This is a genomic window from Pseudomonas fluorescens NCIMB 11764 (genome assembly GCF_000293885.2).
Classification (GTDB): Bacteria; Pseudomonadota; Gammaproteobacteria; order Pseudomonadales; family Pseudomonadaceae; genus Aquipseudomonas; species Aquipseudomonas fluorescens_B.
This window is the reverse complement of sequence record NZ_CP010945.1, coordinates 4,334,052-4,358,445: the sequence shown is the minus strand read 5'-3', so window position 1 is coordinate 4,358,445 and position 24,394 is coordinate 4,334,052. Positions and strand designations below refer to the sequence as shown.

Annotated in this window: 21 protein-coding genes; 9 read left to right on the top strand and 12 right to left on the bottom strand. The window is 58.2% G+C overall.

The genetic code is table 11. From position 1 onward, the window contains the following. The first annotated feature begins 77 nt into the window (after window positions 1-77). On the top strand, window positions 78-1,007 hold the full coding sequence (locus B723_RS19970; RefSeq protein WP_017338563.1) for a universal stress protein: 930 nt from the start codon (window positions 78-80) through the stop codon (window positions 1,005-1,007). Between the two features lie 63 nt (window positions 1,008-1,070). On the opposite strand, the gene B723_RS19965 is transcribed toward B723_RS19970, so the two are convergent. After that, on the bottom strand, window positions 1,071-3,353 hold the full coding sequence (locus B723_RS19965; RefSeq protein ID WP_017338562.1) for a heavy metal translocating P-type ATPase: 2,283 nt from the start codon (window positions 3,351-3,353) through the stop codon (window positions 1,071-1,073). A 275-nt stretch (window positions 3,354-3,628) separates the two neighbouring features. On the opposite strand from B723_RS19965, the gene arcD reads away from it, so the two are divergent. Together arcD and B723_RS19955 are read left to right on the top strand one after the other, a co-directional pair. Then, window positions 3,629-5,122 carry an arginine-ornithine antiporter gene (gene arcD / locus B723_RS19960; protein WP_017338561.1) on the top strand — a complete coding sequence of 498 codons (1,494 nt, stop codon included), beginning with the start codon at window positions 3,629-3,631 and terminating at the stop codon, window positions 5,120-5,122. Between the two features lie 86 nt (window positions 5,123-5,208). Beyond that, window positions 5,209-5,751 (top strand): Hsp20/alpha crystallin family protein, encoded by a 543-nt coding sequence (locus B723_RS19955; protein ID WP_017338560.1) that lies wholly within the window; start codon window positions 5,209-5,211, stop codon window positions 5,749-5,751. A 91-nt stretch (window positions 5,752-5,842) separates the two neighbouring features. Here the strand turns inward: B723_RS19955 and B723_RS19950 are convergent, their stop codons facing one another. Further along, window positions 5,843-6,769: a universal stress protein gene (locus B723_RS19950; protein ID WP_017338559.1), complete on the bottom strand. Its 927-nt coding sequence runs from the start codon at window positions 6,767-6,769 to the stop codon at window positions 5,843-5,845. Window positions 6,770-6,993: 224 nt separating this feature from the next. On the opposite strand from B723_RS19950, the gene B723_RS19945 reads away from it, so the two are divergent. Then, complete coding sequence (locus tag B723_RS19945; protein WP_017338558.1) at window positions 6,994-7,524, top strand: GNAT family N-acetyltransferase; 531 nt, start codon at window positions 6,994-6,996, stop codon at window positions 7,522-7,524. A gap of 30 nt (window positions 7,525-7,554) precedes the next feature. On the opposite strand, the gene B723_RS19940 is transcribed toward B723_RS19945, so the two are convergent. Continuing rightward, complete coding sequence (locus tag B723_RS19940; protein WP_017338557.1) at window positions 7,555-8,211, bottom strand: c-type cytochrome; 657 nt, start codon at window positions 8,209-8,211, stop codon at window positions 7,555-7,557. Between the two features lie 409 nt (window positions 8,212-8,620). Here B723_RS19940 and B723_RS19935 point away from each other — a divergent pair, with 409 nt between their 5' ends. Continuing rightward, entirely contained in the window at window positions 8,621-9,988 is a 1,368-nt protein-coding gene (locus B723_RS19935) for an erythromycin esterase family protein (RefSeq protein ID WP_017338556.1), read from the top strand. Window positions 9,989-10,004: 16 nt separating this feature from the next. Here the strand turns inward: B723_RS19935 and B723_RS19930 are convergent, their stop codons facing one another. Genes B723_RS19930 through B723_RS19920 form a run of 3 tightly spaced genes read right to left on the bottom strand, consistent with a single transcriptional unit; the run spans window position 10,005 to window position 12,303 of the window. After that, a complete protein-coding gene (locus B723_RS19930) occupies window positions 10,005-10,661 on the bottom strand; it encodes a dienelactone hydrolase family protein (protein WP_017338555.1) in 657 nt (218 codons plus the stop codon). Beyond that, complete coding sequence (locus B723_RS19925; RefSeq protein WP_017338554.1) at window positions 10,654-11,361, bottom strand: phosphoribosyltransferase; 708 nt, start codon at window positions 11,359-11,361, stop codon at window positions 10,654-10,656. Before B723_RS19925 ends, B723_RS19930 begins: the two co-directional genes overlap by 8 nt. 57 nt (window positions 11,362-11,418) lie before the next feature. Next, entirely contained in the window at window positions 11,419-12,303 is an 885-nt protein-coding gene (locus tag B723_RS19920; RefSeq protein ID WP_017338553.1) for a universal stress protein, read from the bottom strand. 255 nt (window positions 12,304-12,558) lie between these two features. Between B723_RS19920 and B723_RS19915 the strand changes: the two genes are divergently transcribed. From B723_RS19915 to B723_RS19905, 3 genes are all read left to right on the top strand, one after another. Then, a complete protein-coding gene (locus B723_RS19915) occupies window positions 12,559-13,125 on the top strand; it encodes a phosphoribosyltransferase family protein (protein WP_031318863.1) in 567 nt (188 codons plus the stop codon). Window positions 13,126-13,208: 83 nt separating this feature from the next. Further along, window positions 13,209-14,174, top strand: coding sequence for a ribose-phosphate diphosphokinase (locus B723_RS19910; protein ID WP_017338551.1), 966 nt, complete (start codon window positions 13,209-13,211; stop codon window positions 14,172-14,174). 51 nt (window positions 14,175-14,225) lie between these two features. After that, complete coding sequence (locus tag B723_RS19905; protein ID WP_017338550.1) at window positions 14,226-14,759, top strand: flavin reductase family protein; 534 nt, start codon at window positions 14,226-14,228, stop codon at window positions 14,757-14,759. Window positions 14,760-14,774: 15 nt separating this feature from the next. Here B723_RS19905 and glgP read toward each other — a convergent pair whose 3' ends face one another. Then, the gene (gene glgP / locus B723_RS19900; protein WP_017338549.1) at window positions 14,775-17,276 is read right to left on the bottom strand and encodes an alpha-glucan family phosphorylase; all 2,502 of its coding nucleotides are present in this window, start codon (window positions 17,274-17,276) and stop codon (window positions 14,775-14,777) included. Window positions 17,277-17,341: 65 nt separating this feature from the next. Then, complete coding sequence (gene ppsA / locus B723_RS19895; RefSeq protein WP_017338548.1) at window positions 17,342-19,768, bottom strand: phosphoenolpyruvate synthase; 2,427 nt, start codon at window positions 19,766-19,768, stop codon at window positions 17,342-17,344. A gap of 351 nt (window positions 19,769-20,119) precedes the next feature. Between ppsA and B723_RS19885 the strand changes: the two genes are divergently transcribed. Then, a complete protein-coding gene (locus B723_RS19885; protein WP_017338546.1) occupies window positions 20,120-21,331 on the top strand; it encodes an acetate/propionate family kinase in 1,212 nt (403 codons plus the stop codon). Between the two features lie 202 nt (window positions 21,332-21,533). Here B723_RS19885 and B723_RS19880 read toward each other — a convergent pair whose 3' ends face one another. From B723_RS19880 to B723_RS19865, 4 genes are all read right to left on the bottom strand, one after another. Next, the gene (locus B723_RS19880; RefSeq protein ID WP_017338545.1) at window positions 21,534-22,139 is read right to left on the bottom strand and encodes a Spy/CpxP family protein refolding chaperone; all 606 of its coding nucleotides are present in this window, start codon (window positions 22,137-22,139) and stop codon (window positions 21,534-21,536) included. Between the two features lie 176 nt (window positions 22,140-22,315). Beyond that, complete coding sequence (locus tag B723_RS19875) at window positions 22,316-22,876, bottom strand: nitroreductase family protein (protein WP_017338544.1); 561 nt, start codon at window positions 22,874-22,876, stop codon at window positions 22,316-22,318. 140 nt (window positions 22,877-23,016) lie between these two features. After that, complete coding sequence (locus B723_RS19870; protein WP_017338543.1) at window positions 23,017-23,259, bottom strand: acyl carrier protein; 243 nt, start codon at window positions 23,257-23,259, stop codon at window positions 23,017-23,019. Window positions 23,260-23,270: 11 nt separating this feature from the next. Beyond that, complete coding sequence (locus B723_RS19865; RefSeq protein WP_017338542.1) at window positions 23,271-24,389, bottom strand: dihydrolipoamide acetyltransferase family protein; 1,119 nt, start codon at window positions 24,387-24,389, stop codon at window positions 23,271-23,273. Window positions 24,390-24,394: the final 5 nt, after the last annotated feature.

Here is a 24,394-nt window from a genome sequence, read left to right as displayed (position 1 = left end):
ATCATCGCAAAGCTTCACTTCCCAATTGCATCGCTGCATTGGCAAGCACTTGCACGATTATCCACGGGAGAATGGTCATGCCTGATCAAACGCGTTTCATGTTGGTCGCCTCGCCCTTGATGGAAAACAGCCCCGCTTTCGACCGGGCCGCCGCGCTGGCCAAAGCGTCGGACGCGTCATTGCACATCGTGGCGTTCGACTATCTCGAAGGGCTGGCGACCGCCGGAATGGTCAATGAACAAGCGCTGGAACAGATGCGACTGGGCTACGTTGAACGCCATCGCCAATGGCTGGAGGACCAGGCTCGTCCGTTGCGCAAAATCGGCGTACACGTCACCACTGAAGTGGTCTGGGTGGAAAGACCCTTGCAGGAAATCCTCATCCATCTCAAAGAACAGCCCATGGCGGCGCTGATCAAGGGGCTGGAACACGAATCGCTCCTGTCACGCCTGATGTTTACTCCGCTGGATATTCATCTGCTGCGCGAATGCCCGGTGCCTTTGCATTTTGTCAGCAATATGCGCCACGCCTTGCCGCGCAAGATCGTCGCAGCCGTCGACCCTTTCCATCGCGATGGGCAGTACGAGGGTTTCAATGACAGGATTCTGCAAGATGCCGCAAAACTGGCGAGCACCTGTCATGCAGAACTCGACGTCATCTATGCCCATGATCTTTCATCCATGAGTGCGGATGAATTCGGTTTCCGCGATGGCTCGACGTTTTTCTCTTCCAGCAAAGCCAAAACCCTGTTCGATGCACAGGCTGATGCCTTCCGCGAACTGTCGGAGCGCAACGGCATCCCGCCGGAGCGCCAGCACATGATCATGGGCAACCCGGCCAAGGTGCTTGGCAGCTACGCAACCGCTTATGACATCGACATGATTGTCATGGGCCGGGCCGGGCGTCGTGTCATGGACAGGTTGGTCGGCAGTACAGTGGAACATCTGCTGTACAAGATGCCGTGTAGCGTCTGGGTGGTTTCGCCACAGGAATTGATTGAGGAATAAACCCGATCTGGACGTTCGAAACGTCAGGGGACGAGTCGGGTGTTTTGTGCCTGACTCGCCTGTCTAGCGCCAGTCCAGATAACGAAACAGTTCCTCCTCCTGATCAAAGTGCAGTCGCACGAGGGTATCCAGGCGAATCAGCTGATGCTGAATCTCATCAGCTGATGCCGTTGCGGGGGCGGAACTGAAGTCGCTGCTCATGCGCGCCAGTAAGTGGATAAGGCGAAAAATCTCCCGGTGTGCGTGGCTCATCGCCGACATCGGATCCTCGCCCGGCATGCTTCGCGTCAACAGCGGGTACAGTGTGTTTTCATCTTCGCGTTCATGCTCCGCCAGTGATGTTTGCAACTTGTCGACCAGTTGCATCAGGTCGGTCTGTGCTTGCGCAAGTGGGCGCTGGGCAAAGTCATTGGCCAGTTGGTGCAGATCGCTCAGTACGGCGGCGAGTTGCTGGTGTTCATCTTGCAGGCGATCGATATGCTCTGCGGCAAGCTTTCGTTTCCTCAGCTCCCACGACGGCCCCAATGCCCGCAAGGCGTTAATGATGATCACCACGTCAATGCCCTCCTGCACCACGGCGCCAATCAGCGGCGGCAGATAGCCGAGGGCTGCCGCTGCCATGGCCAGCAATGACATCCCCATACCGACCAGCACGCCTTGGCGTGCGATATAGAGGGTTCGTCGGGCAATGTCCAACGCCTCGACCAAGCGATCCAGGCGATCCACCAACAGCACAACGCCAGCGGCTTGCGCAGAAGCCGTGGCACCGCCCGCCCCCATGGCCACGCCGACGTTGGCCGCCGCCAGCGCGGGAGCATCGTTGATGCCATCGCCGACCATCAGTGTGCTGGTGTGCAGGCAACCTTGCTGTACAGCTCGCACTTTTTCCTCAGGGGTCAACCCGGCACGCAACTCGTCAATCCCGGCAGACAGCGCAATCATCTCCGCAGTTTCCAGGCGATCCCCGGTGAGCATGACGATCTTTTCGATGCCTCTATTGCGCAGTCGACGCAGCGTCTGCGGCGTTTCGCGCCGAACCTTGTCCGAGAAAACCAGCAGGCCCGCGAGTTCCCCGTCCACGTCGATGAAGCTTCCGCTGCATGCCAGGTAATCCATGTGGCGCAGCATCGCGGCGACCCAGTCGGTTGCAGCGGCGTCTTTGTGAGCAAAAGGCAAGGTGCCGAAACGCACCTGCACGCCATCGACGCGCCCACAAAGCCCGGAGCCTGGGCTTTCTTCTACCGCCTGCGGGACACTGAGCGACAATTGACGCTGATGCGCCGCTTCAACAATTGCCTGGCAAACAGGATGCGTCGAGGCTTGCGCCAGCGAAGCGGCCAGGCCGAGCAGGCGTTGCGGATCGCCCAACCCGTTGACCTCTATCGACTGCAGGCGGGCATGGCCGCTGGTCAGCGTGCCGGTCTTGTCGAGAAACACCTGCTTGACCCCGGCCAGCGCTTCCAGGGTCGCGCCGTCCTTGATCAGGATCCCGCGCCGCGCCGCCCTCGAAATACCTGACATGAAGGCAATCGGCACCGCCAGAATCAAAGGGCAAGGCGTGGCCACCACCAGAACCGCCAACGCTCGCAAAGGATCGCCGCTCAATTGCCAGGCCAATCCGGCAATCAGCAATGTCAGCGGGATGAAGAACAAGGCATAGCGGTCGGCCAGTCGCACGAAAGGTGCGCGCGAACGACGTGCCTCCTCGGCCAGCCGCACGATGCCGGCGTAGGTACTCTGTGCGGCTGTTCGGGTGGCGATCAGCAGGATGGGCGCACCGACATTGGAAACGCCGCTGGGCAGTTGCTCACCTTCTCGACGGGTGACGGGCAGCGACTCACCACTGAGCGCCGATTCGTCCAGAATCGCCGCAGGACTTAGCAGCCGACCGTCGACCGGTATCACCTCCCCCAGCCGCACCAGCAATGTTTGATGCGGCTGGACCTGCTCAACGGGGACCTCACGCAAGCCGCCCTCCTCCTGCAGCCAGGCAAAGCGTGGCGCCCGGTCGATGAGCGCACGCAGCTCACGGTCAGCGCGTTGCCTGGTGAAAAACTCCAGGGTCCGTCCGGTCGCCAGCATCAAGGCAATCACCGCCGCCACCAGTGTCTGCTCAAAGACCAGGGCGGCAGTGATCGACAGCAGCGCGATCAGGTCGACACCGGCCTCGCGCCGGGCCAGGCGCCTGGCGATTTCAACGAGCAGTACCGCAGCCATCACCAGGCTTCCTGCGGCCCAGCACCTCGATGCCCAATCAGGTTCTTGCGCAACATACGCAATGCCGCCGGCCAGCAGCGTCAGTGCGGTGAGCAGCAACAGAACGGGGTCCAGCCACTTACTGAGCATCGAAGTGAGTTCCTCGAAAGCGATTTGCAGGCCTCGCTGTAAAAATATCTGGCATCGAGGTAGAGCTTAGGACGCGAATGTCTTTCGTGTCCCCGGGGCGCCTGAATTTCGGCGGCGGACACACCCTAAGTGCTGGTTGTGCCCGCACAAACCAGGCGTATGCCGTCTTACTGATCTAAATCAAACACGCCTTGGACGGACACGTAGAAATTAGAGTCAGCATTCGCACCATCGCATTCGATGTGTGCAGAAACTTTCGTTTCGTGGAGGCTCCCATGGCTACGCATCTGCAAGGCACCCAACCGGTCATTCCGCCGACTGCCACACAACCCCTTGCAGGCAGTTTGCGAAAGGTGGAACCCAAGCGCCTGTCTTTGAGCCTGCTGATTGCCCTGGTGGTCGGTTCGATGATTGGCAGCGGCATTTTCAGCCTGCCGCAGAACATGGCGGCCAGTGCGGGGGCCGGGGCGATCCTGATTGGCTGGCTGATCACGGGCGTCGGCATGCTGTCGCTCGCTTTGGTCTACCAAACCCTGTCCAACCGCCAACCTGCCCTGGACAACGGTGTATTCGCCTACGCCCGCGCATTAGGCGGCGAGTTCCTTGGCTTCAACTCCGCCTGGGGCTACTGGATCAGCGCCTGGATCGGCAACGTCAGCTACCTGGTGATTTTGTTCGCGGCGCTGAGTTACTTCTTCCCGCTGTTCGGTGAAGGCAACAACAAAGCGGCGATTGCCGGCGCGTCCGTGGTGCTGTGGTCGTTGCACTGGATGATCCTCAGAGGGATGCGCACCGCGGCCCGGGCCAACGCGTTGACCACGGTAGCCAAGATCGTTCCGTTGCTGCTGTTTATCGGCCTGGTGATCGCCGCTTTCCAGCGTGAAACCTTCAACGTCGATTTCTGGGGTTCGCCCGCACTGGGCAGCACCCTCGATCAAGTCAAAAGCACCATGCTGGTGACCGTCTGGGTGTTCATCGGGATCGAAGGCGCCAACGTGTTCTCCGCCCGTGCGGCAGAACGGGCCAATGTCGGTCGCGCCACGGTCATCGGTTTTGTCATCACCCTGTTGCTGCTGATTGCGGTGTCACTGCTGTCGCTGGGCATTCTCAAACAACCGGAACTGGCCGCCTTGAAAAACCCCTCGATGGCGGGCGTGCTTCAGGCGGTCGCCGGACCGTGGGGCGCGGTGCTGATCAGCATCGGCTTGATCATTTCGGTGGGTGGCGCCCTGCTCGCCTGGACATTGCTGGCAGCGGAATCGGTGTTCACACCGGCCAAGGAAAAGGTCATGCCGGGGCCATTCGCCGTGGAAAACACCCAGGGTGTGCCAGCCAATGCGCTGTGGATCACCAACGGCTGCATTCAACTGTTCCTGTTGCTGACGCTGTACTCGAGCGCCAGTTACCTCGCGCTGATTTCCCTGGCCACCTCGATGATTCTGCTGCCGTACCTGTTCAGCGGTCTGTACGCGCTGAAACTGACCTGGCAGGGCGAGACCTACGCCGGCCACCGAGGCCAGCAACTGCGCGACATGGCCATTGCCTTGGTCGCGACGCTGTATTGCGTGTGGCTGCTGTATGCCGCCGGGCCTAAATACATGTTGCTCAGCGCTTTGCTCTACGCCCCCGGTTCGTTGATTTACCTGGCCACCATGAAGGCTCGCCAGGGACAACCGCTCAGCGGTCCCGAGACGGGGCTGTTAATCATTATCTGGACGGCGGCAGCCTTTGCCGGCTGGATGCTGTGGTCCGGGACACTGACCTTGTAGGGCCCGGTGTTGCGTGCTTGTTCTGTCGTGGTGGACCGCCAAACGGTTTGCGATCCATCTCTATTACCCAAGAGGAGGAATTCAAAATGAGCAACAGTGAAAAAAAAGTGCCGGTTCATAGCGACGACAAAGCCAGTCAGCATCCCGTGACAACAGACCTCTGGCGCCCTCTGGAAAAGCTCCGGCAGCAGGTTGATCACCTGTTCGAAGACTTCAATCGCGGCTCGGGGCTGTCGCCATTCGGTCGCGGGTTATTCGATGTCGAGCCGCTCTGGCGGCGCGAACTGATCGGTCACGGTCTGCCTGCCGTGGACATCTCCGAGAAAGACAAAAGCTACGAAATCACAGCTGAGCTTCCCGGTATGGATCAGAAAAACATTGAGATCAAACTGTCCAACGGCAGCCTGATCATCAAAGGCGAAAAGAAAGAGGACAAGGAAGAAAAAAGGAAGGGCTATCACCTCAGCGAGCGTCACTATGGCTCCTTCGAGCGGGTGTTCAACTTGCCCAAAGGTGTCGATGCCGAGAAGATCGACGCGAGTTTCAGCAAAGGCGTGCTGAGCATCTCGCTGCCGAAAAAGCCCGAAGCCATGAAAGCGGATAAAGTCGTGCCAATCAAAGGCGAGTGAATCCCTGGCTGCCCAGCCCCTGCCGGGAAACCGGCGGGGTTTTTTTTGTTCATTTAAAAAGGCTGAAGCAAGGCGCGGGTCAACGCCGCGATCACCTGTTCTCTTCGACGTGCGAGTCTGATTGTCTGACCGCCAGAATGCTGCCCTGCAACGAATACAGCGCGCGCTCCATAGTGCTGCCGATGAATCGATGAGTGCCCACACGATGCACGGTGCCCATCACCACGACGTCTGCCTGGTATTCATCGACAAATGCACTGATCACCGGCGTCGGCAGACCCATGAAAAAATGCCGGTGCTCTGGAGCAATTCCATAGCGCTCAGCCAGGGTGTTGAACGCCTGATGAAGGGACTCTCGCAACTCATCCATGAAGGCCATGTTCCAACAGCCGCTGATCAGCGGCGTATCGCCATTGAATGCAGGCGATAAGTCATAGGCGTAAAGCAGGTGCAGCGATGCGTGGCATTGCGCGGCCAGCGTATGAGCCGCCTGAATAATGGCATCGTTCACATCATGGATTTGTGTGACCGTATCGAACGGGTCCACAGCGGCGACGATCCGACGAGGCAACTCATGACGGACCTGGTTGACCAGGTGTAACGCAACGGGACATCCGCGCAGCAAATGGTAATCCAGAGGTGTGACGAACGCCCGTCCAAGTACCGGGTCCAGTGTGACATCCTTGATGACCAGGTCGGGCTTGAGCGCCTCGACACATTTCAAGATGTCGAGCAGTGGATCGCAGGTGAAGACAACTTGCACGTTCACCTCCAATCCCTGGGCATTGAGGCGCTGAAGTGTTTGGTCCTTCCAGTGGAGATAATGACGCTGATATCGCTGATCACCCTCCTCGTCTCTGTTCTCTTCCCACGGATGCTCCATGGGCGCCGGTTCGATAAAGGCTCGCACATCCAGCCTGGCTCCACTGGCCCTGACCAGGGCGATGGCACGCAGCAAGGCCGGGGCCTCTTTCAGGTTCGGGTTGGCGATCAGCAGCAATCGTTGATAGTGGGCCATGACACACCTCGTCTATACACCGGCCCATTGCGTGGCCATGTTCAGAGACTGCGCTCGTTGCGCCCTCTGCCTGTTTGATTTACATCAAATCCAGGCAATTGAGCGCACTGTCATAAGAGTCTGATCCAGATCATATTCAGGCGCAGCCAGGGGTGTAGAAAGAAGTGAATCGCGTGGTTTGTCACTGCGCGCCGACCTTTGAAGACGGCGGGAGGGATCGCATCATGCTCACTGTCAAAGACCATAATGATCGATCTTCCGAAGCCTATGCCAAAGTCACCGGAAAATACTGGATCGAAGCGCTCAAGGATGGTCGTCACGTGTTGATCCGGCAACTGACGGAAAAAGACCGCGAGCGTGAGTACAGCTTCATCAAACACCTATGCCCTGAGTCCCGGCACATGCGCTTTCTCGCGCAGGTCAACGAACCCGGCAACAAGCAGTGCCTGGCATACATCGCGCTGGTCCACGAAAATGGCCAATTGATCGAGATCGGCGTCAGCCGTTATGCCACCGCGGGCGAATATAAGTGTGAGTGTATGGTGACAGTTGCCGATCAATGGAAGCATCTGGGGCTGGGCACGTTACTGATGGAACATTTGATCACGGCCGCGCGCAAGAACGGTTTTCACCAGATATATGCGGTCGACGCCTCCAGCAATGCGCCGATGCGCGACCTGGCCAGATCCCTTGGCTTCGAAACGCGCGACGATCCCTTCGATACCCGCCAAGTGATTCACTGCCTGTACCTGTAAAACGACTTGAGCGCTGTCGGCGAAAAGCCATTATTTTTTTGCCCCCAGCGTTGCCATGTAATGGGCGACAGATTCGGCATCCGCCTCAGACAGTGAGTGATTTTTCTTCATCAGGGCGTCCCGGGGCCGCAGTTCGGTCTGTTGAAGCACCTTGATCTGGCGACTCACATAAGCGGCATGTTGACCCGCCACGCGGGGAATCTGGCCACCTCCCTGACCGCCGGCACCGTGGCACGAACTGCACTGCGCGACGCCCGCCTCAGGCAAGCCCTGGCGAAAGATCAATTCACCGCGGGCATCGGGCGTGTCTGCATCCGCCTTCATGGGGCTCTGACTCGAAAAATAGTCGGCCAGTTCGGCTATCTGGGTCTGCGTCAGATGGTTAAAGCCCCACATGTACTGAGTCCCGGCTTTATCACTGCGTGCATGGTCCTTGAAGTCAGCCAGCTGCAACTTCAGGTACTCTTTTTGCTGCCCGGCCAGCTTGGGGAATGTTGGCGAGAAGGACTCTCCCGTCAGTCCATGGCATTGGGCGCAAACCTGGTCCGCCATGGCGATACCGGACATGGCCGACGTGGTTTGCGATGTCTCTTCACTCGTGCTGGTGCAGCCCATGAGCGCACCTACGCAGAGGGCAAGCGTCAGATGTGAGCGGTTGAAAATACTCTTCGTACCCAATGCTTCCATGATCTACGCCCCTGCTTTTAGCGGATGAATACCATCCTTCACCTACCGTTCAATTCCCTCTCCCGAAGACAGCCCTAGGCTGGAGCCTAGCCAGACGCCGACCATTTACAAGGTCAGAGGGAAATGAGCCTTCCATTCCTGCTTTCGGAATAACACCCATCGCGTCAGATCATAGTCGGCAGCCAACGAATACTTGATGCAGACAGCTTCTCTCAAGGCTTTGCAGCCTTTATTGACGAAACTCAATTGTTCATCTGGATCAAGGTGTAGGAATAATCAAACAGGTGATGAAGCGACACAAAAGCTTGCGTTTAAACACAATGTGTCGAGGACCTGCGGACTGATTTCGGGCGGTTGAGCGCAAGCGCAATACCGCTGGCAGTAACCCACCTTTGCGGGAACGACAGTCATGAACACACCCTCCCAAGACATGCTGGATAACCTGTATGGCTCACATCGGCGCATTGACCAGGCCGCCATCGCACCTCTTCTGCGCCAATACGCCGAGCCTCTGCCGGCACTGGATTCCTCCGCCTTTGGTGAAATGTTCGATCGCTATGCGGATGCGCGGGTGGTGATGATCGGCGAAGCCAGTCATGGCACCAGCGATTTTTATCGAACCCGGGCAGCGATCACCCAAAGGCTGATTGAGCAGCATGGGTTCAACATCGTGGCCGTTGAAGCGGACTGGCCGGACGCGGGTCATGTCGACCAGTATGTCCGGGGATTGGCGCCTTCGGCGTGGAAACGTCACATCTTCAGCCGATTCCCGACCTGGATGTGGCGCAACACCGACGTGAGAGCATTCGCCCACTGGCTGCATCAATACAACCACACCCTCGCCTCTGAACATCGTGTCGAGTTCCGCGGGCTGGACGTTTACAGCCTGCGCAACTCCATTCATGAAGTGCTGAGTTATCTGGACCGGGTCGACCCAAAGCTGGCCCACGAAGCCCGGCGGCGCTATGGCTGTCTGACCCCATGGCAGGATGATCCCGCGTTGTATGGCCACTTCGTCGAACGTGGCGGCTTGATGCCCTGTGAGCAGCCGGTGGTCGACCAGCTCAATGCCATGCTGGCCGAACAACTGGCCGGGCTCATCCAGAACGACGAGGCGTTCTTCAATGCGGCGCAGAACGCTCGGGTGGTGCAGGCAGCGGAACAGTATTACCGTGCGATTTATCGAGGGTCGACCGCCTCGTGGAACCTGCGTGACCGGCACATGTTCGACACACTTCGTGCACTGCTTGAGCACCGGGGCCCGCAAGCCAAAGCCGTGGTCTGGGCGCACAATTCTCATATCGGCAACGCGGCCGCGACGGAGATGGGCTGGAAGGGTCAGTTCAACATCGGTCAGCTGTGCCGCAGTGCCTATGGGCGCGATGCCGTGCTGATCGGTATGAGCACCGACCGTGGCAAGGTGACCGCGGCCGATGACTGGGACGGCGACATGCTCATCAAGGACGTCCTGCCCTCTCGCCCGGACAGTTGGGAGCATCAGTTCCTCAAGGCGGGTGTGCCGGCGTCATTGACCGACTGGCGAGACCCAACGCGCAAAGAGCTGCGCCGGGTGTTGTCCAAACCGTTGCTGGAACGGGCCATCGGGGTGATTTACCGCCCCGAAACCGAGCGTGGCAGTCATTACTTCGAAGCGATGTTGGCCGAACAGTTCGACGCCATGATCTGGATTGAACAGACCCAACCCGTGACAGCACTGGCACTGCCAAAAAGCCAGGAACTCGAACCGGAAGATGAAACCTATCCGTTTGGCGTGTGACACCGATCCAGAGTTGTCAGTCGGGGCCGTGCAGATGGTGCTCGAACCAGTCGCCAGCAAGTCTGGCGACGTCCTCAAGGGCCCCGGGCTCCTCGAAAAGATGGGTAGCGCCCGCCACGATTTCCAGCTGTTGTTCACACCGCAAGGCACGACTGCTTTGCTCATTCAGCTCAAGCACCATCGGGTCCCGGGCGCCAACGATCTGCAAAGTGGGTGCCCTCACCTGGGTCAATGCCGCACCCGCCAGGTCGGTGCGCCCGCCCCGGCTGACCACCGCATGCACCACCTCCGGCCGCAAGGCCGCGGCCAACAAGGCCGCCGCAGCACCGGTGCTCGCGCCAAACAGACCGATTCGTAGCGCGTGCAATTCCGCGTCCCGACTGACCCAGTCGATGACCTCCACCAGCCGCCTGGCAAGCAAGGCGATATCGAAACGAAGTTCACCGGTGAGGTTGTCCAGGCGTTGCTCCGGTTCCGTGAGCAGGTCGAACAGCAGCGACGCCAGCCCCCGTCTGGCCAGCGACTCTGCGACATATTGATTACGCGGACTTGTACGACCGCTGCCGCTGCCATGGACGAAGACCACCAACGCGCTGGCGTTGACCGGCAGGCGCAAATCGGCTGATAACTCAACGTCCTTCAGGTCCAGCTGCCGATAGTGCACCTCAATCATCGACGCTCTCCTGAGCCGAGGCACTGGCAGCAGACTCCCGCCGCCAGGACCGCGTCAACAAATCAATAACCTCTTCGTCTGAAGTCTGGGGGAAGCTCAGGTACCAATATCCGATCGACATCATCCATTCGGGAATGAGTGGGCAGATGACTTCATTGACTTCACTGCGCAGCGCCTCCACGGTTTCCAGCGGCGCCACCGGCACGGCGACGACGATGCGAGCCGGTGCTTGCTTTCGCGCCGCGTGGATTGCCGCCATCATCGAGGCCCCGGTTGCCAGGCCGTCGTCGATCAGGATCACCACCTGATCCTTCAATCGCACGGGTGGGCGGGTTCCGCGGTACACCTGCTCACGACGCAACAGTTCCTGTGTTTCGCGCGCGAGCACGGCATCGAACGCGGCCGGAGTAATCGGGTTTGCCTGCAATGCGTCGTTATTGATGATTTGGATACCGCCACTGGCAATGGCGCCCATGGCGAACTCCGGGTGGGATGGAACGCCCAGCTTGCGGACCAGCATCAGGTCCAGGCGCACGTCCAGGGCCTTGGCCACTTCATAAGCGACGGGAACGCCGCCACGGGGCAAGGCGAGGATGATGACATCGGGTCGATGTGCATATTTGAGCAACGGTTCCACCAGACGCTGGCCGGCTTCTACCCGGTCCTTCAACGTGGTTTGCAATGAGGGGCTTTGACTCATGAAAAACCTCCTCAGGCGATGACGCCTGTCGTTTCGTTACAACTGGCCTTGCCCGATCTAGACCGCCAGAACGCTGCAGGGCACCTGGTACAGAATATGTTCGGTAGTGCTGCCCAGCAGCTTCTCCAGGCCGTGGTACTGGACTCTGCCCATCACGATCACATCCACCTGGTGCTCGCTGGCAAAATCGCTCAGCGCCGAGACCGGGTGACCGAGAATAAAATGCCGGCGATCAGAGGGTACGCCGTACCGATTGGCCAATTTGATGAACGATTGTTCCTCGGTTGTGCGCAACTCTTTGGTGATGTCTGGAAGCGCCAGCCCTCCCATGTCCGACAGATAGATCCCCGAAAGATCACAGGCATACAGCAGGTGCAACTCGGCATCGCACTGCAACGCAAGGTTGGTGGCTTGCTGAATGATCCGCTCGTTCAGCTCGGTGTTTCGAGACTCGGCATCTGAAGCGTCAACCGCCGCCACGACCTTGCGCGGCAAGGCATGGCCACTGCCGCCCACCAGATAGACCGGTATCGGGCTGTCGCGCAACAAATGCCAGTCCAGCGGGGTGAAGAACGCGCGTTTGAGCGCTGATTCGTGCTGCACTTCCTTGATCAGCAGGTCGGGCTGCATTTCCGTGACGTGATCAAGAATGTCTTGTTCCAAGTCATCGGCCCACGTCACCTCCGTCGTTATTTCGAGCCCGAGCGCGCGGAGTTTGGTGGCCTGGTTCGTCAACCAGTCGCGATGGTCCTGAAGATAGCTCTCCCGAGCCTTTTCCTGCACGCCTTCTTCAAGCAGAGACAGAACCTCCAAGGGCATTACAAACGCAGCGATATGCAAGCTCGCGCCGCTGGCCTTGGCGAGGGCGGCCGCATGGTTTATCGCAGGGGAATGGCGCAGGACCGGGTTGACGATGAGTAACAAGCGTTGATATTGGCTCATGATCTGACTCCAGACAGGTGGGACTCGACGCGCCGGATCAAGCACCAGCGTTTGATTCAGAGTCCTCCGTTGATGTCGCCCTGGCGTTGATTTATATCAAGTCCCTGCGCAAGACCGATCACTGGACGAACGCTCATGGAATGGGATTTCATTTCACCCGACTTGATCAATATCAATAGGGCCGAACCGGGCGGGATTACGTTGGCAATGGGACAGCATTTTTTGCTGTCCATCGGTTTTCGACTGGAGACGGCTATGTCAACCCTACTGGCGAGTCAGCGGTTGCGCTTGTACGACAGCGATGAACTCGATGGTGTACTGCAGGGCATGGCGCGCCAAGCGTCGATATTGTTACCGCCCGTTCAAGCGGCACTGATTGGCATCCAGCGCCGTGGCGAGCCGCTGGCACAGCGATTACAGCAGCATCTTTCACGTCAGACCGGCCAGCCAGAGCTGCCGCTTTACCCCCTGAAGGTCAAGCGTTATGCCGATGACCTCAAGGTGCTGCATGCACACACAGAATTGACCGAGAACCCACTTCTGGGTGAACTGGACCTTGCCAACACTACCCTGCTCGTTGTCGATGATGTGCTGTTTGAGGGCCATTCACTCCTGCGCACGTGTGCCTATCTGGCGCAACTGGGCGCTCGTCGGGTCTACACTGCGGTACTGGTTGACCGGCATGTCTGCCAGCAGCCGATCCATGCCGACATTATCGGCGTGCACCTGCAAGTTGCCGCCCATGACATCGTCGAATGCAACGTTCCGCCCTACGAAATGGAGTTCTGCATTGAGGTGTTACGTCATGGTGCTGCCCGATGAAGGCACAAGGATTGCCAGGTACTTGATGTCCACGTTAGCCATCCAGTTGAGGCCTGTTCGATAAGCCTCAAAGGAGCCGATGCATGCTCTCAGATCGCCCGCTTCTTTTTGCCCTGCAAGGCAGTGAGCACTATGCAGCCTTCGTCGCGCAGCGGCTTGGCTGCCAACTGGCCCTTCATGAAGAGCGCAATTATGAAGATGGCGAACATAAATGCCGACCGCTGGAGCCGGTTAACGGTCGCGAGGTCGTGGTGTTCCATTCGTTGTATGGAGATGATCGACAGAGCGCTAACGATAAGTTGTGTCGCCTGTTGTTCTTTTGCGCAGCCCTCAAGGATGCCGGCGCTCGCCATGTGCAGGCGGTAACGCCCTACCTCTGCTACGGACGCAAAGATCGCCGCAGCCAGCCTCAAGACCCGACGATCACTCGCTACCTGGCGACCATGATTGAAGCCTGCCACGTGGATCGCCTGGTTGCCCTGGAAGTGCATAATCCGGCGGCGTTCGACAATGCCTTTCGCATTCCTGCGTGGAACGTGCAGTGCACAGAATTATTCGCCGAGCATTTCGCCAGGTTCGTCGGCGACGCCGAGGTGGTGGCGGTGTCTCCGGATTCCGGTGGTGCCAAGCGTGCCGAGCAATTTCGTCAGGCCCTCGAACGACAACTGGGACGTTCAGTGGGCAGTGCGCTGATGGAAAAGCACCGTGCTCACACGACTCTGACAGGCACTCTCCTGGTTGGCGAAGTCTCGGGTAAGGCCGCCATTGTTTTCGACGACCTGATCAGTACCGGCGAAACGCTGAGGCATGCCGGCCTTGCCTGTCAAAAGGCTGGAGCCACCCGGCTGTTCGCAGCGGCGACCCATGGCTTGTTCACTGCGGGCAGCAACCTGTTCGACCCGCCGCTATTCGAGCACGTTGCGATCTCTGACTCCGTACCTCCCTTTCGTTTGCCCCCCGAGTGCGTGACGCAGCGCTTGCACGTACTCGACACCAGCGCCCTGATAGCCAGCTTGCTGGCCGAAAATGGCGCATTGGGTTCCGTCTGAGCAGATGAAGCGCCGATCAAAGACAATGGGGAGTGCCGGCCGTTGAAAAAGATGAACATCAACAAAGCATTCACACTGATGGAACCAGGCCCGGTTGTCTTCGTCACCACAAATGATGGCGAGAAGAACAACATCATGACCATCTCCTGGACCATGGTGATGGGTTTCACACCGATTTTCGCCATGACCACCGGCCCCTGGAACTATTCATACGCTGCGCTTCTGAACACCAAGGCGTGTGTCATTTCAATCCCGACCGTCGATCTGCTCGATCGCGTTATCGCCGTGGGAACCTGTTCCGGTGCCGACACTGACAAGTTCGCAACATTCGGATTCACGCCCGTGAAAGGCAAACATGTCAGGGCACCCTTGATTAAGGAATGCCTGGCCAATATCGAATGCAAGGTTGTCGATATCATCGAGAAACACAATATCGTTATCCTCGAAGGCCTCGCCGCCTACCTCGACGACGCACGCAAAGAGACACGAACCCTTCATTCGGTGGGGGATGGTTCCTTCGTCGTGGACGGACGCAAACTGGATAGAAGAGAAATGATGCAATCGAAGCTTCCAGAGGGTGTCTAGGAGTGCAGGTCGGCGTCATCGTTGCCACGCAATAAGAGCATTTTCCGCCGGCAGAAAGGCTTCTGAGTGCCAGGCGCGCACCCGTGGGGTGTAGCAATCCACGGGCCGCGTTGCAGCGAGCGAGATGGAAAAGATATAGCCCTGGATAGCGCCGAAAATGGGCCCGACGGCGTTCATCGGCAGGCATTCTGCCGGGTGTTCATCGCACAAGGCGGCATAGAGTTCGACCCTTACCCACTCCGGGGCGATCTCCCCCAGATAGACCGGCACGCTGATGTACAGCCGCTCGCCGTCGTGTTTCGCATCGAGCGTGCCGAAATGTATTTTGTCCCATCCCAAGGCAACCGCCTTCTGCCAGGCATGAAGCGCACGTGCGAGCCCGGCCTTATCCTTGCTACGGCATCGGAAAGCCTGGATTGCCGGCTGGTAACAACCATCCAGGTATTGGAGCAGCATGCGATTGCTGCTGAATTGCGGCCCCAATTGCGACATGCTGGCGCGCATACGCTGCACCCATCCTCGTGGAATTCCCTGCGTGTCGCGCGTGTAAAAGCTGGGTACTACTTCTTCTTCGAGCAGGCGGTACAAGCACTCGGCGTCGGCTACATCGTCGCTTGGGGCATCATCGCCTATCGCCCAACCGCAGCTGGACTGGTAAGCCTCCGCCCACCAGCCGTCCAGTTGGGACAGGTTCAGTCCGCCATTCACCAGAACCTTCATACCACTGGTGCCGCAGGCTTCCCATGGTCGGCGCGGTGTATTGATCCAGACATCGACGCCTTGCACCAAATGCTGGGCCAGTTCAATGTCGTAATCCTCCAGGAACACGACATGCCTTCGCAGATTTGGACGATGAACAAACTCCATCCATGCCTGGATCAGTTGCTTGCCCTGCTCGTCACCGGGATGGGCTTTGCCGGCGATGATCAGCTGGACCGGTCGATGCTCATCGGTTAGCAGGCGACTCAGGCGCTCCGGGTCATGTAGCAACAGATTCGGTCGCTTATAGTCGGTGAATCGCCGCGCGAAGCCGAGCGTAAGGCAGTTGGGATCGAGCACCTGCGCGGCGTCTTCGACCTGCTGCGGTGACTCGCCACGCTGTCCAAGATGCCATGCCAAACGGTTACGCGTGTAATGCACCAGATCGCGGCGTTGCTCGGCGGCCATCGTCCACAAGGCCATATCATCACTGTTGGAGACCGTCCCGGAGAGAGACTCCACCGTGCCGAGCCAACGCTCCTTGCCACAGGTGCTAGTCCACAGGTGATCGGACCACACTGAATCCCAGGATGGCACATGGACGCCGTTGGTAATATGCCCTACAGGTATCTCATGAAGCGGCCAGCGTGGATAAAGATCACTGAACAATCGACGGCTGACCTCACCATGCAAACGACTCACTGCATTGCACTGAGCGCACCCACGCAATGCCAGGAAAGCCATGTTGAACGGCTCATCGTCGTCCGCCGGATCACGCCGGCCCAACGCCAGAAGTTCGCGCAATGAAATGCGACAGTCCTCGAGATACTCACGCGCATACTTGTAAACGAGTGCGGGCGGAAATGAGTCGAAACCCGCAGCCACTGGCGTATGCGTTGTGAATACATTACCTGCACGCGTTGCCCACCATGCCTCCCAGAACGATGTTCCCGTCTTGTGCATAAAGCGACGGGCACGTTCCAGCACAAGCAGTGCGGCATGACCTTCGTTAAGGTGGCACACGTCAACGTCGATACCCAGTGCGTCCAGTACCGCCCAGCCACCGATGCCGAGCACCACTTCCTGGAGCAAACGCATTTCCGAGCCGCCGCCGTACAACTTAGAGGTGATACCGCGATCGGCGGCACCATTGCGCAGATCGTTACTGTCCAGCAGATACAGGCGCGTACGTCCGACAATGGCCTGCCATATACGCACATACAAAGTGCGACCGGGAAGTTGCAGCACGATTTTCAGCCATGCGCCTTCATTGCCGATAGTTGGCTGAATCGGCAGGCTGGTGGCGTCGTTGTAAGGATAGGCCTCATGCTGCCTGCCTTGCGCGTCGATGTATTGCCGAAAATAGCCTTCCTGATAGAGCAAACCCACCCCAAGTATCGGAGCGCCCATGTCGCTCGCCGTCTTGAGGTAATCTCCTGCAAGCACACCGAGTCCGCCGGCGTAGAGCGGAAAGGCCTCACTCAGACCATATTCCATGCTGAAATAAGCGATCCGCGCCGAATCGCTTGCCGCTTGCCGCTGTGCATACCAGCCTGAGTCGTCGAGATAACGCCGATGCTCTGCGATGGCGTGCGCCAGTTTCTGCGAGAAATGGGCATCTCGGCAGAGTTCGTCAAGACGCTGCTGCGAAGCATTCTGCAGAATCATCCACGGATTATGGGTACGCTCCCAAAGTTCTGGGTCAATCGACTTCCACAGGTCGTCAAGTGCATGGTTCCAGGTCCAGCGCAGGTTAAGTGCGAGCTCGGTCAGTGGGGAGAGTTGCTCCGGCAACTCACGTGGCAAGAAGGCATACACGTCGACACCTCGTTGTAATCGGCAGTTTTGCGGATCTTGATCATGCGAGCCATGAGGCAACGGTTTTACGGTTTGCGATTGAGTGACAGGCGCTTTTCCACCGCCAGAACATGCCGAGTCGTGGCGAGCACGGCATCCGGATTGAGGCTTATCGAGTCAATGCCGATTTCCACCAGAAACTCAGCCATCTCCGGATAGTCAGACGGCGCCTGTCCGCAAATACCGGAGTGGCGGCCGTTACGTTTTGCTCCCTCCACCGCCAGGCGAATCATCTGTTTCACTCCCGGATCGCGTTCATCGAAATCGAAGGCGACGATTTCCGAATCGCGATCCACGCCGAGGGTCAACTGGGTCAGGTCATTGGAGCCGATGGAGAATCCGTCGAACAGTTTGGCGAAGGCGTCAATCAGGATGACGTTGTTGGGGATCTCGCACATGACGTAGACCTCCAGTCCGTTTTCTCCGCGCTTGAGGCCATGGCTGGCCATCGCTGCCAACACCTTTTCGCCCTCCTCCACTCTGCGGCAAAAAGGAATCATCAATTTGACGTTAGTCAGGCCAATCTCGTCGCGAACCCGCTTCATTGCCGCGCATTCCAGCGCAAAACCTTCGGCATAGGCACTATGGGTATAACGGGACGCGCCACGAAAACCGATCATCGGGTTGTCTTCTTCCGGCTCGAAATACTTTCCGCCCAGCAGGGTCGCGTATTCATTGCTTTTGAAGTCGCTCATGCGCACTACGCAGGGTTTTGGATACACCGCCGCAGCTATAGTGGCGACGCCTTCGGCCAAGGTCTTGACGAAAAAATCCGCAGGATCATTGTAAGCAACACTCAGGGCAGCGATCTTTTCACGTGTTGCTTCATCCACTTTTTCAGGGTGCACAAGCGCCATCGGATGCACCTTGATGTATTCATTGATAATGAATTCCATACGCGCCAGACCAATGCCATCCACCGGTAGCGAGGCAAGACTAAAGGCCTGATCAGGATTGCCCAGGTTCATCATAATCTTCGTTTCTGGATGTCCCAGCTGGCTGAGATCGGTGTGCTGAATGTCAAAATCCAGAATGCCTTCATAGACATGTCCGGTTTCGCCTTCGGCGCAGCTAATGGTGATCGGTGTGCCGGTTTCTATTTTCTCTGCCGCGTTTGCGGTTCCCACGATGGCGGGAATGCCCAGTTCACGCGACACGATGGCGGCGTGACAAGTACGGCCACCCCTGCTCGTCACGATAGCCGCGGCGGTCTTCATGACAGGTTCCCAGTCGGGTGCCGTGTTCTCTGAGACCAGCACCTCGCCCGGTTGAAACTCACTCAGATGCTTGGCATCGTTGATGACACGCGCCTTGCCGGCGCCAATTCGGGTACCGACCGCCCGGCCCTTGAGCAGCACTGTCGATCTTTGCTTGAGATGGTAAATCTCAAGCACGCTACCGTTCTTTTGCGACTCCACCGTTTCCGGTCGCGCCTGCACCATGTATAAGCGGCCATCGATCCCGTCTTTGGCCCATTCCATATCCATGGGCTTGTAAAAACCGGCTTTGCCCGAATAGTGGTTTTCAACCTTGATGGCATAGTCGGCCAGCACCATCACATCCGCATCGGAGATGCAGAAGCGGGTTCGTTCTTCGAGGGGCGTGTCAATATTCTTGGTGTATTCCACCGCGATATTGCCGGTATTGAGCTCGCCGGCAAAAATCATCTTCTTTGCTTTGCTACCCAGGCTGCGCTTCAAGACAGCACGATAACCCTGGAGAAAGCTGGGTTTGTGCACATAGAAGCTGTCCGGGTCTATCGTGCCCTGCACGACATTCTCGCCGAGCCCCAGCGCGGCATTGATGAAGACGACATCCCTGAAGCCTGTTTCCGTGTCCAGCGAAAACATCACGCCACTGGCCCCGATATCGCTACGCACCATCTTCATGACCACGACGGCGAGATAGACCTTGTAGTAATCAAAGCCATTGTCGTATTTGTAATGGATGGAGCGGTCGGTAAAGTTGGACGCCAGGCAACGTTTGTAGGCATCGAGCAGATCATCGTCACGGGCGATATTGAGATAGGTGTCGTTCTGCCCGGCAAATGAGGCTTGTGGCGAATCCTCAGCGGTCGCCGAGGAACGGACCGCCAATGAAATGTTTTCGCCGTATTCCTGTTTGAGTTGGGCAAAACTTTGCAAAATCGCCGTCTTCAGATCTTCCGGCAATGAACAGCCATATACGATCGCCCTCGCCTTTTCACCACGCGCCTGCAAATCCTTGATGTTGTCGGGGTCGAGTCCGTCCAGTGCCGCATGCAGAGGCTGCCAGGCGCTATTGTGATCAAGCACATAACGATACGCCTCAACAGTGATGGCAAAACCGTTGGGGACGCGTACCCCCTCAGTCGTGAGGTTCTGGTACATCTCGCCCAGCGAGGCGTTCTTGCCCCCGACCAGCGATACATCGTTGATACCCAGCTCTTTGAACCAGCGGATATGTGAATACATCACGATGTTTCTCCATTTGATTGGGGGGCGGCCCTCTTTCGTTTGAGGGCTGCGCTTCCCCCGCGCCAGCGCTCAACAACGCCAAATAGAACTTGATACAGGCTTTATGGCTTGATGCTGTCTGCGGGTGTTGATCTAGATCAATGAGCGCCCTTTGAGCAGCAACACCCGTCCGGATCGCCACGTCCGACCATCCCCCTCAAAGGGAAACGCGCTACAGTTTCCTTGCCGTTACCAACCCCAGGACCGCCGTCGACTTGCTCCACGCCGCGAGGCGTTGGATCGACAAGCAGTATCGCCAGCACAAAGGCCTCGCCGCCCGCGAAGGCCTGTAACACGGGTAAACCTGCCATGAACGACACAGATACCGGTGAAGTGATCCTGGTCCTCAATGCGGGGTCGTCGAGCATCAAGTTTGCCCTGTTCGACGCGACCTGCAGCCCTTTGGCTCGCACACCACTGTGGCGCGCAAAGGTCGACGGCATCACGGGGCCAAACTCGGTGGTCAGCGAAAACGACGGCGACGATCAGCCACTGCCCCTTGATGAAAAGCATCCTTATCACGATGCCCTTGGGTATATTCGTGAGCGGCTGCACACTCGACTGGTAGGCCGTTCGATCAGGGCCATCGCCCACCGCGTCGTGCATGGAGGGATTAAATACTCCAAGCCGGTATTGATCGACACGCAGGTACTGGCCGACCTTAAAAGCTACATCCCGCTAGCCCCTCTGCATCAGCCCTTTGCGCTGGAGGCCATCGAAACACTGCTACAAACCCGCCCCGACCTGCCACACGTGGTGTGTTTCGATACCGCCTTCCACCAGACCCTGCCAGACGTGGAGAAAATCCTGCCGCTGCCTTGGTCGGCCTGGGAAAGCGGCTTGCGTCGTTACGGGTTTCACGGGCTTTCCTATCGCTACCAATCCATTGCGCTGGCCGAGCGCTACGGCGATCAGGCGCGTGGCCGGACACTGGTCGCGCACCTGGGCAGCGGTGCCAGCCTGTGTGGCATGCGGGACTTGAAAAGCGTCGCCACCACCATGGGTTTCTCAGCGCTGGACGGTTTGATGATGGGCTCGCGCTGCGGGGCGCTGGACCCTGGCGCCGTGATTTTCCTGATGGAAACCTGGAAGCTGAGCCTCGAACGTGTCAGCCATATTCTGTATCACGAGTCTGGCCTTCTGGGCGTTTCCGGGATTTCCAGCGACCCTCGCGAATTGCTCAAAGTCGAAGCCACTGAGCCTCGCGCGGCCATGGCCCTTGCGCTGTACCTGCGCCGCTTCATCCACGAAGCCGGTGCCTTGGTCGCGGCACTGGGTGGTCTGGACATGCTGGTGTTCACGGCTGGTATTGGCGAACACAACGCGGCGATTCGCTCTCGTATGTGCGCTGGCCTGCAGTATCTGGGCGTCGAACTGGACGAAACGGCTAACCAGGCCAATGCCCCAGTGATCTCGACCCCGGCCAGCCGAGTCAAGGTGGTGGTCGAGCCCACCAACGAAGAATGGGTCACGGCGCTCGACGCCCTCCGCCTGACCGAGCCAGTCAACCGGCAACGGTAACCGAGCATCTCGCTGCCGAAAAGCCTGAAGCCATGCAAACGGTCGGGCCAATCCAAGGCGAGTGAATCCCCTGACTGCCCTGCCCCTGGCCGGGAAACCGGGAAGGTTTTTTTGTCCGGGGATAGGACTAGCCCTGTCTACGCGCAACGTTTTACCGTGTCGATTTTCATGATGTTCACCCAATCGAACAGTCAGTCAGCGCCTACTGCGGGTCTGTTGGGTCCTGGTCGCCGTCCATTTGCGGTTTTGGCATGTGCATTGGCATGTGCATCGGCATTTGCATTGGCATCTGCGCGCCGCCATAGCCAGCATGCCTGCGATGCATCACTGCCCAGAACAGGTCGAATATGGTTTTCTGTTCAGTTTCCAGAGTGTCATAAAACGTTTTGGTCCGCGCCTGAGCAGCATCCAGACGCACCAATTTCGCCTGCATCCAGTTGGTGTGTGCGCGCAGCCGCTCTATCCTTTTTGCCATTCTTTCCGGCGTCGTTGCATCAATCAGCGCTTGCTTCGATTTCGCCATCTCGTCGTGTCGGGTCTTGTGCATTTCCAGTTGCTGATTGGCATCCGTGATGACCCCGTTAGCCCATGTCTCCCAGGCAGGCATTTGCTCTGGCTTGAGATTGAGCTTGGCTTTCAGATCATCCAGGGTCTGCTGCGTATGTTTGACCCAATCGACGTCCTGGGAATGATGGGACATACCACCTTGCGGCGACATGGGTGGGTTGGCGAAGACGCCGGTGGATGGCAACAGGAAAACGCTCGCTGCTATCAACATGTATTGGCCGATCAAGCTTGATTTGTTCATTTCAGTTCTTCTCAACACCATGGTGGGAATGGTTCGAGATTAGGAGCCGGACAGGTGGACAATCTGATCCACATCAGAAAACAGCCAGACAAACGAGGCTGCGGCTAGACGGTCGATAGTGGCAGCCGCCGTGCACAATGACGACGCCGCCGACATGGCGATAGAGTGTTTTGCGATCAGCCAATCCAGCGAATCTCCGCCGTCCTGTGCAAGATGGGTCCAGGCGCAGATTTCGGGTGGCCAACGATAATGGGTGCCACTGGCGTCCACTCGGCCGGCAGGCCCAGGGCATGCTTGCCATCCGGCGTATTGAGATAGCTCTGCGCAAAACCGATCCAGCAGGTGGCAAGGCCTTCTGCATAGGCGGCGAGCATCAGGTTCTCGGCAGCCAGTGCACAGTCTTCGACGATCCAGGGACTCGGCGCATTTCCCGAAATCAGGATGAGTGCAGGCGCGTGATAGAAGATCTGAAAGTTTTCATCATTGAGCAACGTATGGAGGTGCTCGGAATGGAAGCCTGCCGGCATCGTCTTGAGCATGTACGCTTTCGCTTCACGGGAGATCCGATCCAGCAGTGCCTGGTCGCGAATCACCGTGAAGGCCCACGGTTGTTGGTTCATTGCGCTGGGCGCCTGGGCAGCTGCACTGATCAAGCGCCGCAGGACGTTCTCATCAACGGCTTGCGTCGTGTATTCACGCGCAGAGCGCCGGCCGGAGATTGCCTTGTCGATGTTCATGAGTGCATACCTGATAAAGGGCCACTGATTAGGTCATCCACCCGCAACGACCTGCTGTTGATTTAGATCAAATCAAGGCGGAACCGCTACACCGGAGGCAGCGCAAGCATTCAACGCCCCGCAGCCACTGCTCGGCACCCTCATCCCTTTTGCCCCAGGTAGGTGATGAGTTTGTCCAGGGTGTCCACGGTTTGGTAATCGCTTTCAGGAATTGCAATTCCCAGACTCCGATTCAGAGCCTCAATGAAACGAAGCCAATCCATGGAATCCAGATCAACCTCTTCGCGCAGCGACCGATCAGATCGCAACTGCTCGATTTCAAGTTCCGGGGCAATGCCTTTCAAGGCTTTCAATACTTCTTCGCGGATCATTTGCGGGTTCATATGTCCTCTCCTCAAAGCGACTCTGGCGTCTGCAGCAAGCGACGGACTTCGCCGAGAAAACGTGCGCCGTAATGACCGTCGCTGACTCGATGATCGGCGGACAAACTGCAAATGACGGTCGGCATGACACACAACTGGCCCTCTTTAACCCAGGGTCGCTCACTGATACGACCGAAACCGACCAAGGCCACCTGGGGTGGGTAGATCACCCCGAATACGCTGTCTACACCCTGGTCGCCGAGTTGCGTGACCGTCATCCCGGCGCCTCCCAGCTCGGAGCTGCGCAGGGAACCGCTTCGGGCGCGCTCGACCAGGCTGGCCAGTTCACTCATTAAATGAGTCAGGGAGGCGTCTGCCACATGATGCAGCACCGGGGCGACCAGGCCACCCTGGCGCAGGGTGATTGCCACACCAAGGTCGGTATCGAGTGCGGGTTTGAAGGCGTTATCCAGCCAGAAACCATTGAGCTGCGGATAGTCGTGCAAGGCCAGCGCCACCGCTTTGAGCAGCAAGACACCGGGCAGCAGGCGCTCTTGAATTGTGCTTTGCGCATTGTGTGCCTGCAGCCAGGCCATGGCGTTATCCAGGGCGATGGTTTCGCTGAGGTAGTAATGGGGAATCTCGCGTTTTGAACGAGTCATGGCCGCCGCAATGGCGTGCCGCATGGCCTGGTCGGGGTCCGGCGGATGCGCCACATGAGCGGCAGCCTCGATGTCCTCCAGGGTAACGACTCCATGTGGACCATGGCCTTTCATATCAGCGGTGCTGACGCCTAGCTCGGCAGCACGCTTGCGCGCCGCGGGAGATATCCGCGGGCGTCTGCCGGACGATGCCTGCTCTTCGATCAGCAGCGGCGCCGCGGTCGTTGTTCGTCGCGCACTGTGCGGATCTTCGCCCGGTTCCAACAACCAGGCGATGGTGGTACCGACCGGGACTTTGGCGCCGATATCGATCAGCAGTTGCGACACTGTGCCCTCATGCCAGCACTCGACATCGATGGCGGCCTTGGCGGTATCGACGACGGCAATCACCTGGCCCGGCTTGACCACATCGCCCGGATGGACTTTCCATTCCAGCAACGTGCCTTCATCCATATCAGCCCCCAGAGAGGGCAATTTGAATTCGATCATTGTTT

Bases quoted from the DNA above. Each gene is read 5' to 3' on its own strand.
- B723_RS19970 (WP_017338563.1), top strand. From the start codon at position 78: ATGCCTGATCAAACGCGTTTCATGTTGGTCGCCTCGCCCTTGATGGAA.
- B723_RS19965 (WP_017338562.1), bottom strand. From the start codon at position 3,353: ATGCTCAGTAAGTGGCTGGACCCCGTTCTGTTGCTGCTCACCGCACTG.
- arcD (WP_017338561.1), top strand. From the start codon at position 3,629: ATGGCTACGCATCTGCAAGGCACCCAACCGGTCATTCCGCCGACTGCC.
- B723_RS19955 (WP_017338560.1), top strand. From the start codon at position 5,209: ATGAGCAACAGTGAAAAAAAAGTGCCGGTTCATAGCGACGACAAAGCC.
- B723_RS19950 (WP_017338559.1), bottom strand. From the start codon at position 6,769: ATGGCCCACTATCAACGATTGCTGCTGATCGCCAACCCGAACCTGAAA.
- B723_RS19945 (WP_017338558.1), top strand. From the start codon at position 6,994: ATGCTCACTGTCAAAGACCATAATGATCGATCTTCCGAAGCCTATGCC.
- B723_RS19940 (WP_017338557.1), bottom strand. From the start codon at position 8,211: ATGGAAGCATTGGGTACGAAGAGTATTTTCAACCGCTCACATCTGACG.
- B723_RS19935 (WP_017338556.1), top strand. From the start codon at position 8,621: ATGAACACACCCTCCCAAGACATGCTGGATAACCTGTATGGCTCACAT.
- B723_RS19930 (WP_017338555.1), bottom strand. From the start codon at position 10,661: ATGATTGAGGTGCACTATCGGCAGCTGGACCTGAAGGACGTTGAGTTA.
- B723_RS19925 (WP_017338554.1), bottom strand. From the start codon at position 11,361: ATGAGTCAAAGCCCCTCATTGCAAACCACGTTGAAGGACCGGGTAGAA.
- B723_RS19920 (WP_017338553.1), bottom strand. From the start codon at position 12,303: ATGAGCCAATATCAACGCTTGTTACTCATCGTCAACCCGGTCCTGCGC.
- B723_RS19915 (WP_031318863.1), top strand. From the start codon at position 12,559: ATGTCAACCCTACTGGCGAGTCAGCGGTTGCGCTTGTACGACAGCGAT.
- B723_RS19910 (WP_017338551.1), top strand. From the start codon at position 13,209: ATGCTCTCAGATCGCCCGCTTCTTTTTGCCCTGCAAGGCAGTGAGCAC.
- B723_RS19905 (WP_017338550.1), top strand. From the start codon at position 14,226: ATGAACATCAACAAAGCATTCACACTGATGGAACCAGGCCCGGTTGTC.
- ppsA (WP_017338548.1), bottom strand. From the start codon at position 19,768: ATGTATTCACATATCCGCTGGTTCAAAGAGCTGGGTATCAACGATGTA.
- B723_RS19885 (WP_017338546.1), top strand. From the start codon at position 20,120: ATGAACGACACAGATACCGGTGAAGTGATCCTGGTCCTCAATGCGGGG.
- B723_RS19880 (WP_017338545.1), bottom strand. From the start codon at position 22,139: ATGAACAAATCAAGCTTGATCGGCCAATACATGTTGATAGCAGCGAGC.
- B723_RS19875 (WP_017338544.1), bottom strand. From the start codon at position 22,876: ATGAACATCGACAAGGCAATCTCCGGCCGGCGCTCTGCGCGTGAATAC.
- B723_RS19870 (WP_017338543.1), bottom strand. From the start codon at position 23,259: ATGAACCCGCAAATGATCCGCGAAGAAGTATTGAAAGCCTTGAAAGGC.
- B723_RS19865 (WP_017338542.1), bottom strand. From the start codon at position 24,389: ATGATCGAATTCAAATTGCCCTCTCTGGGGGCTGATATGGATGAAGGC.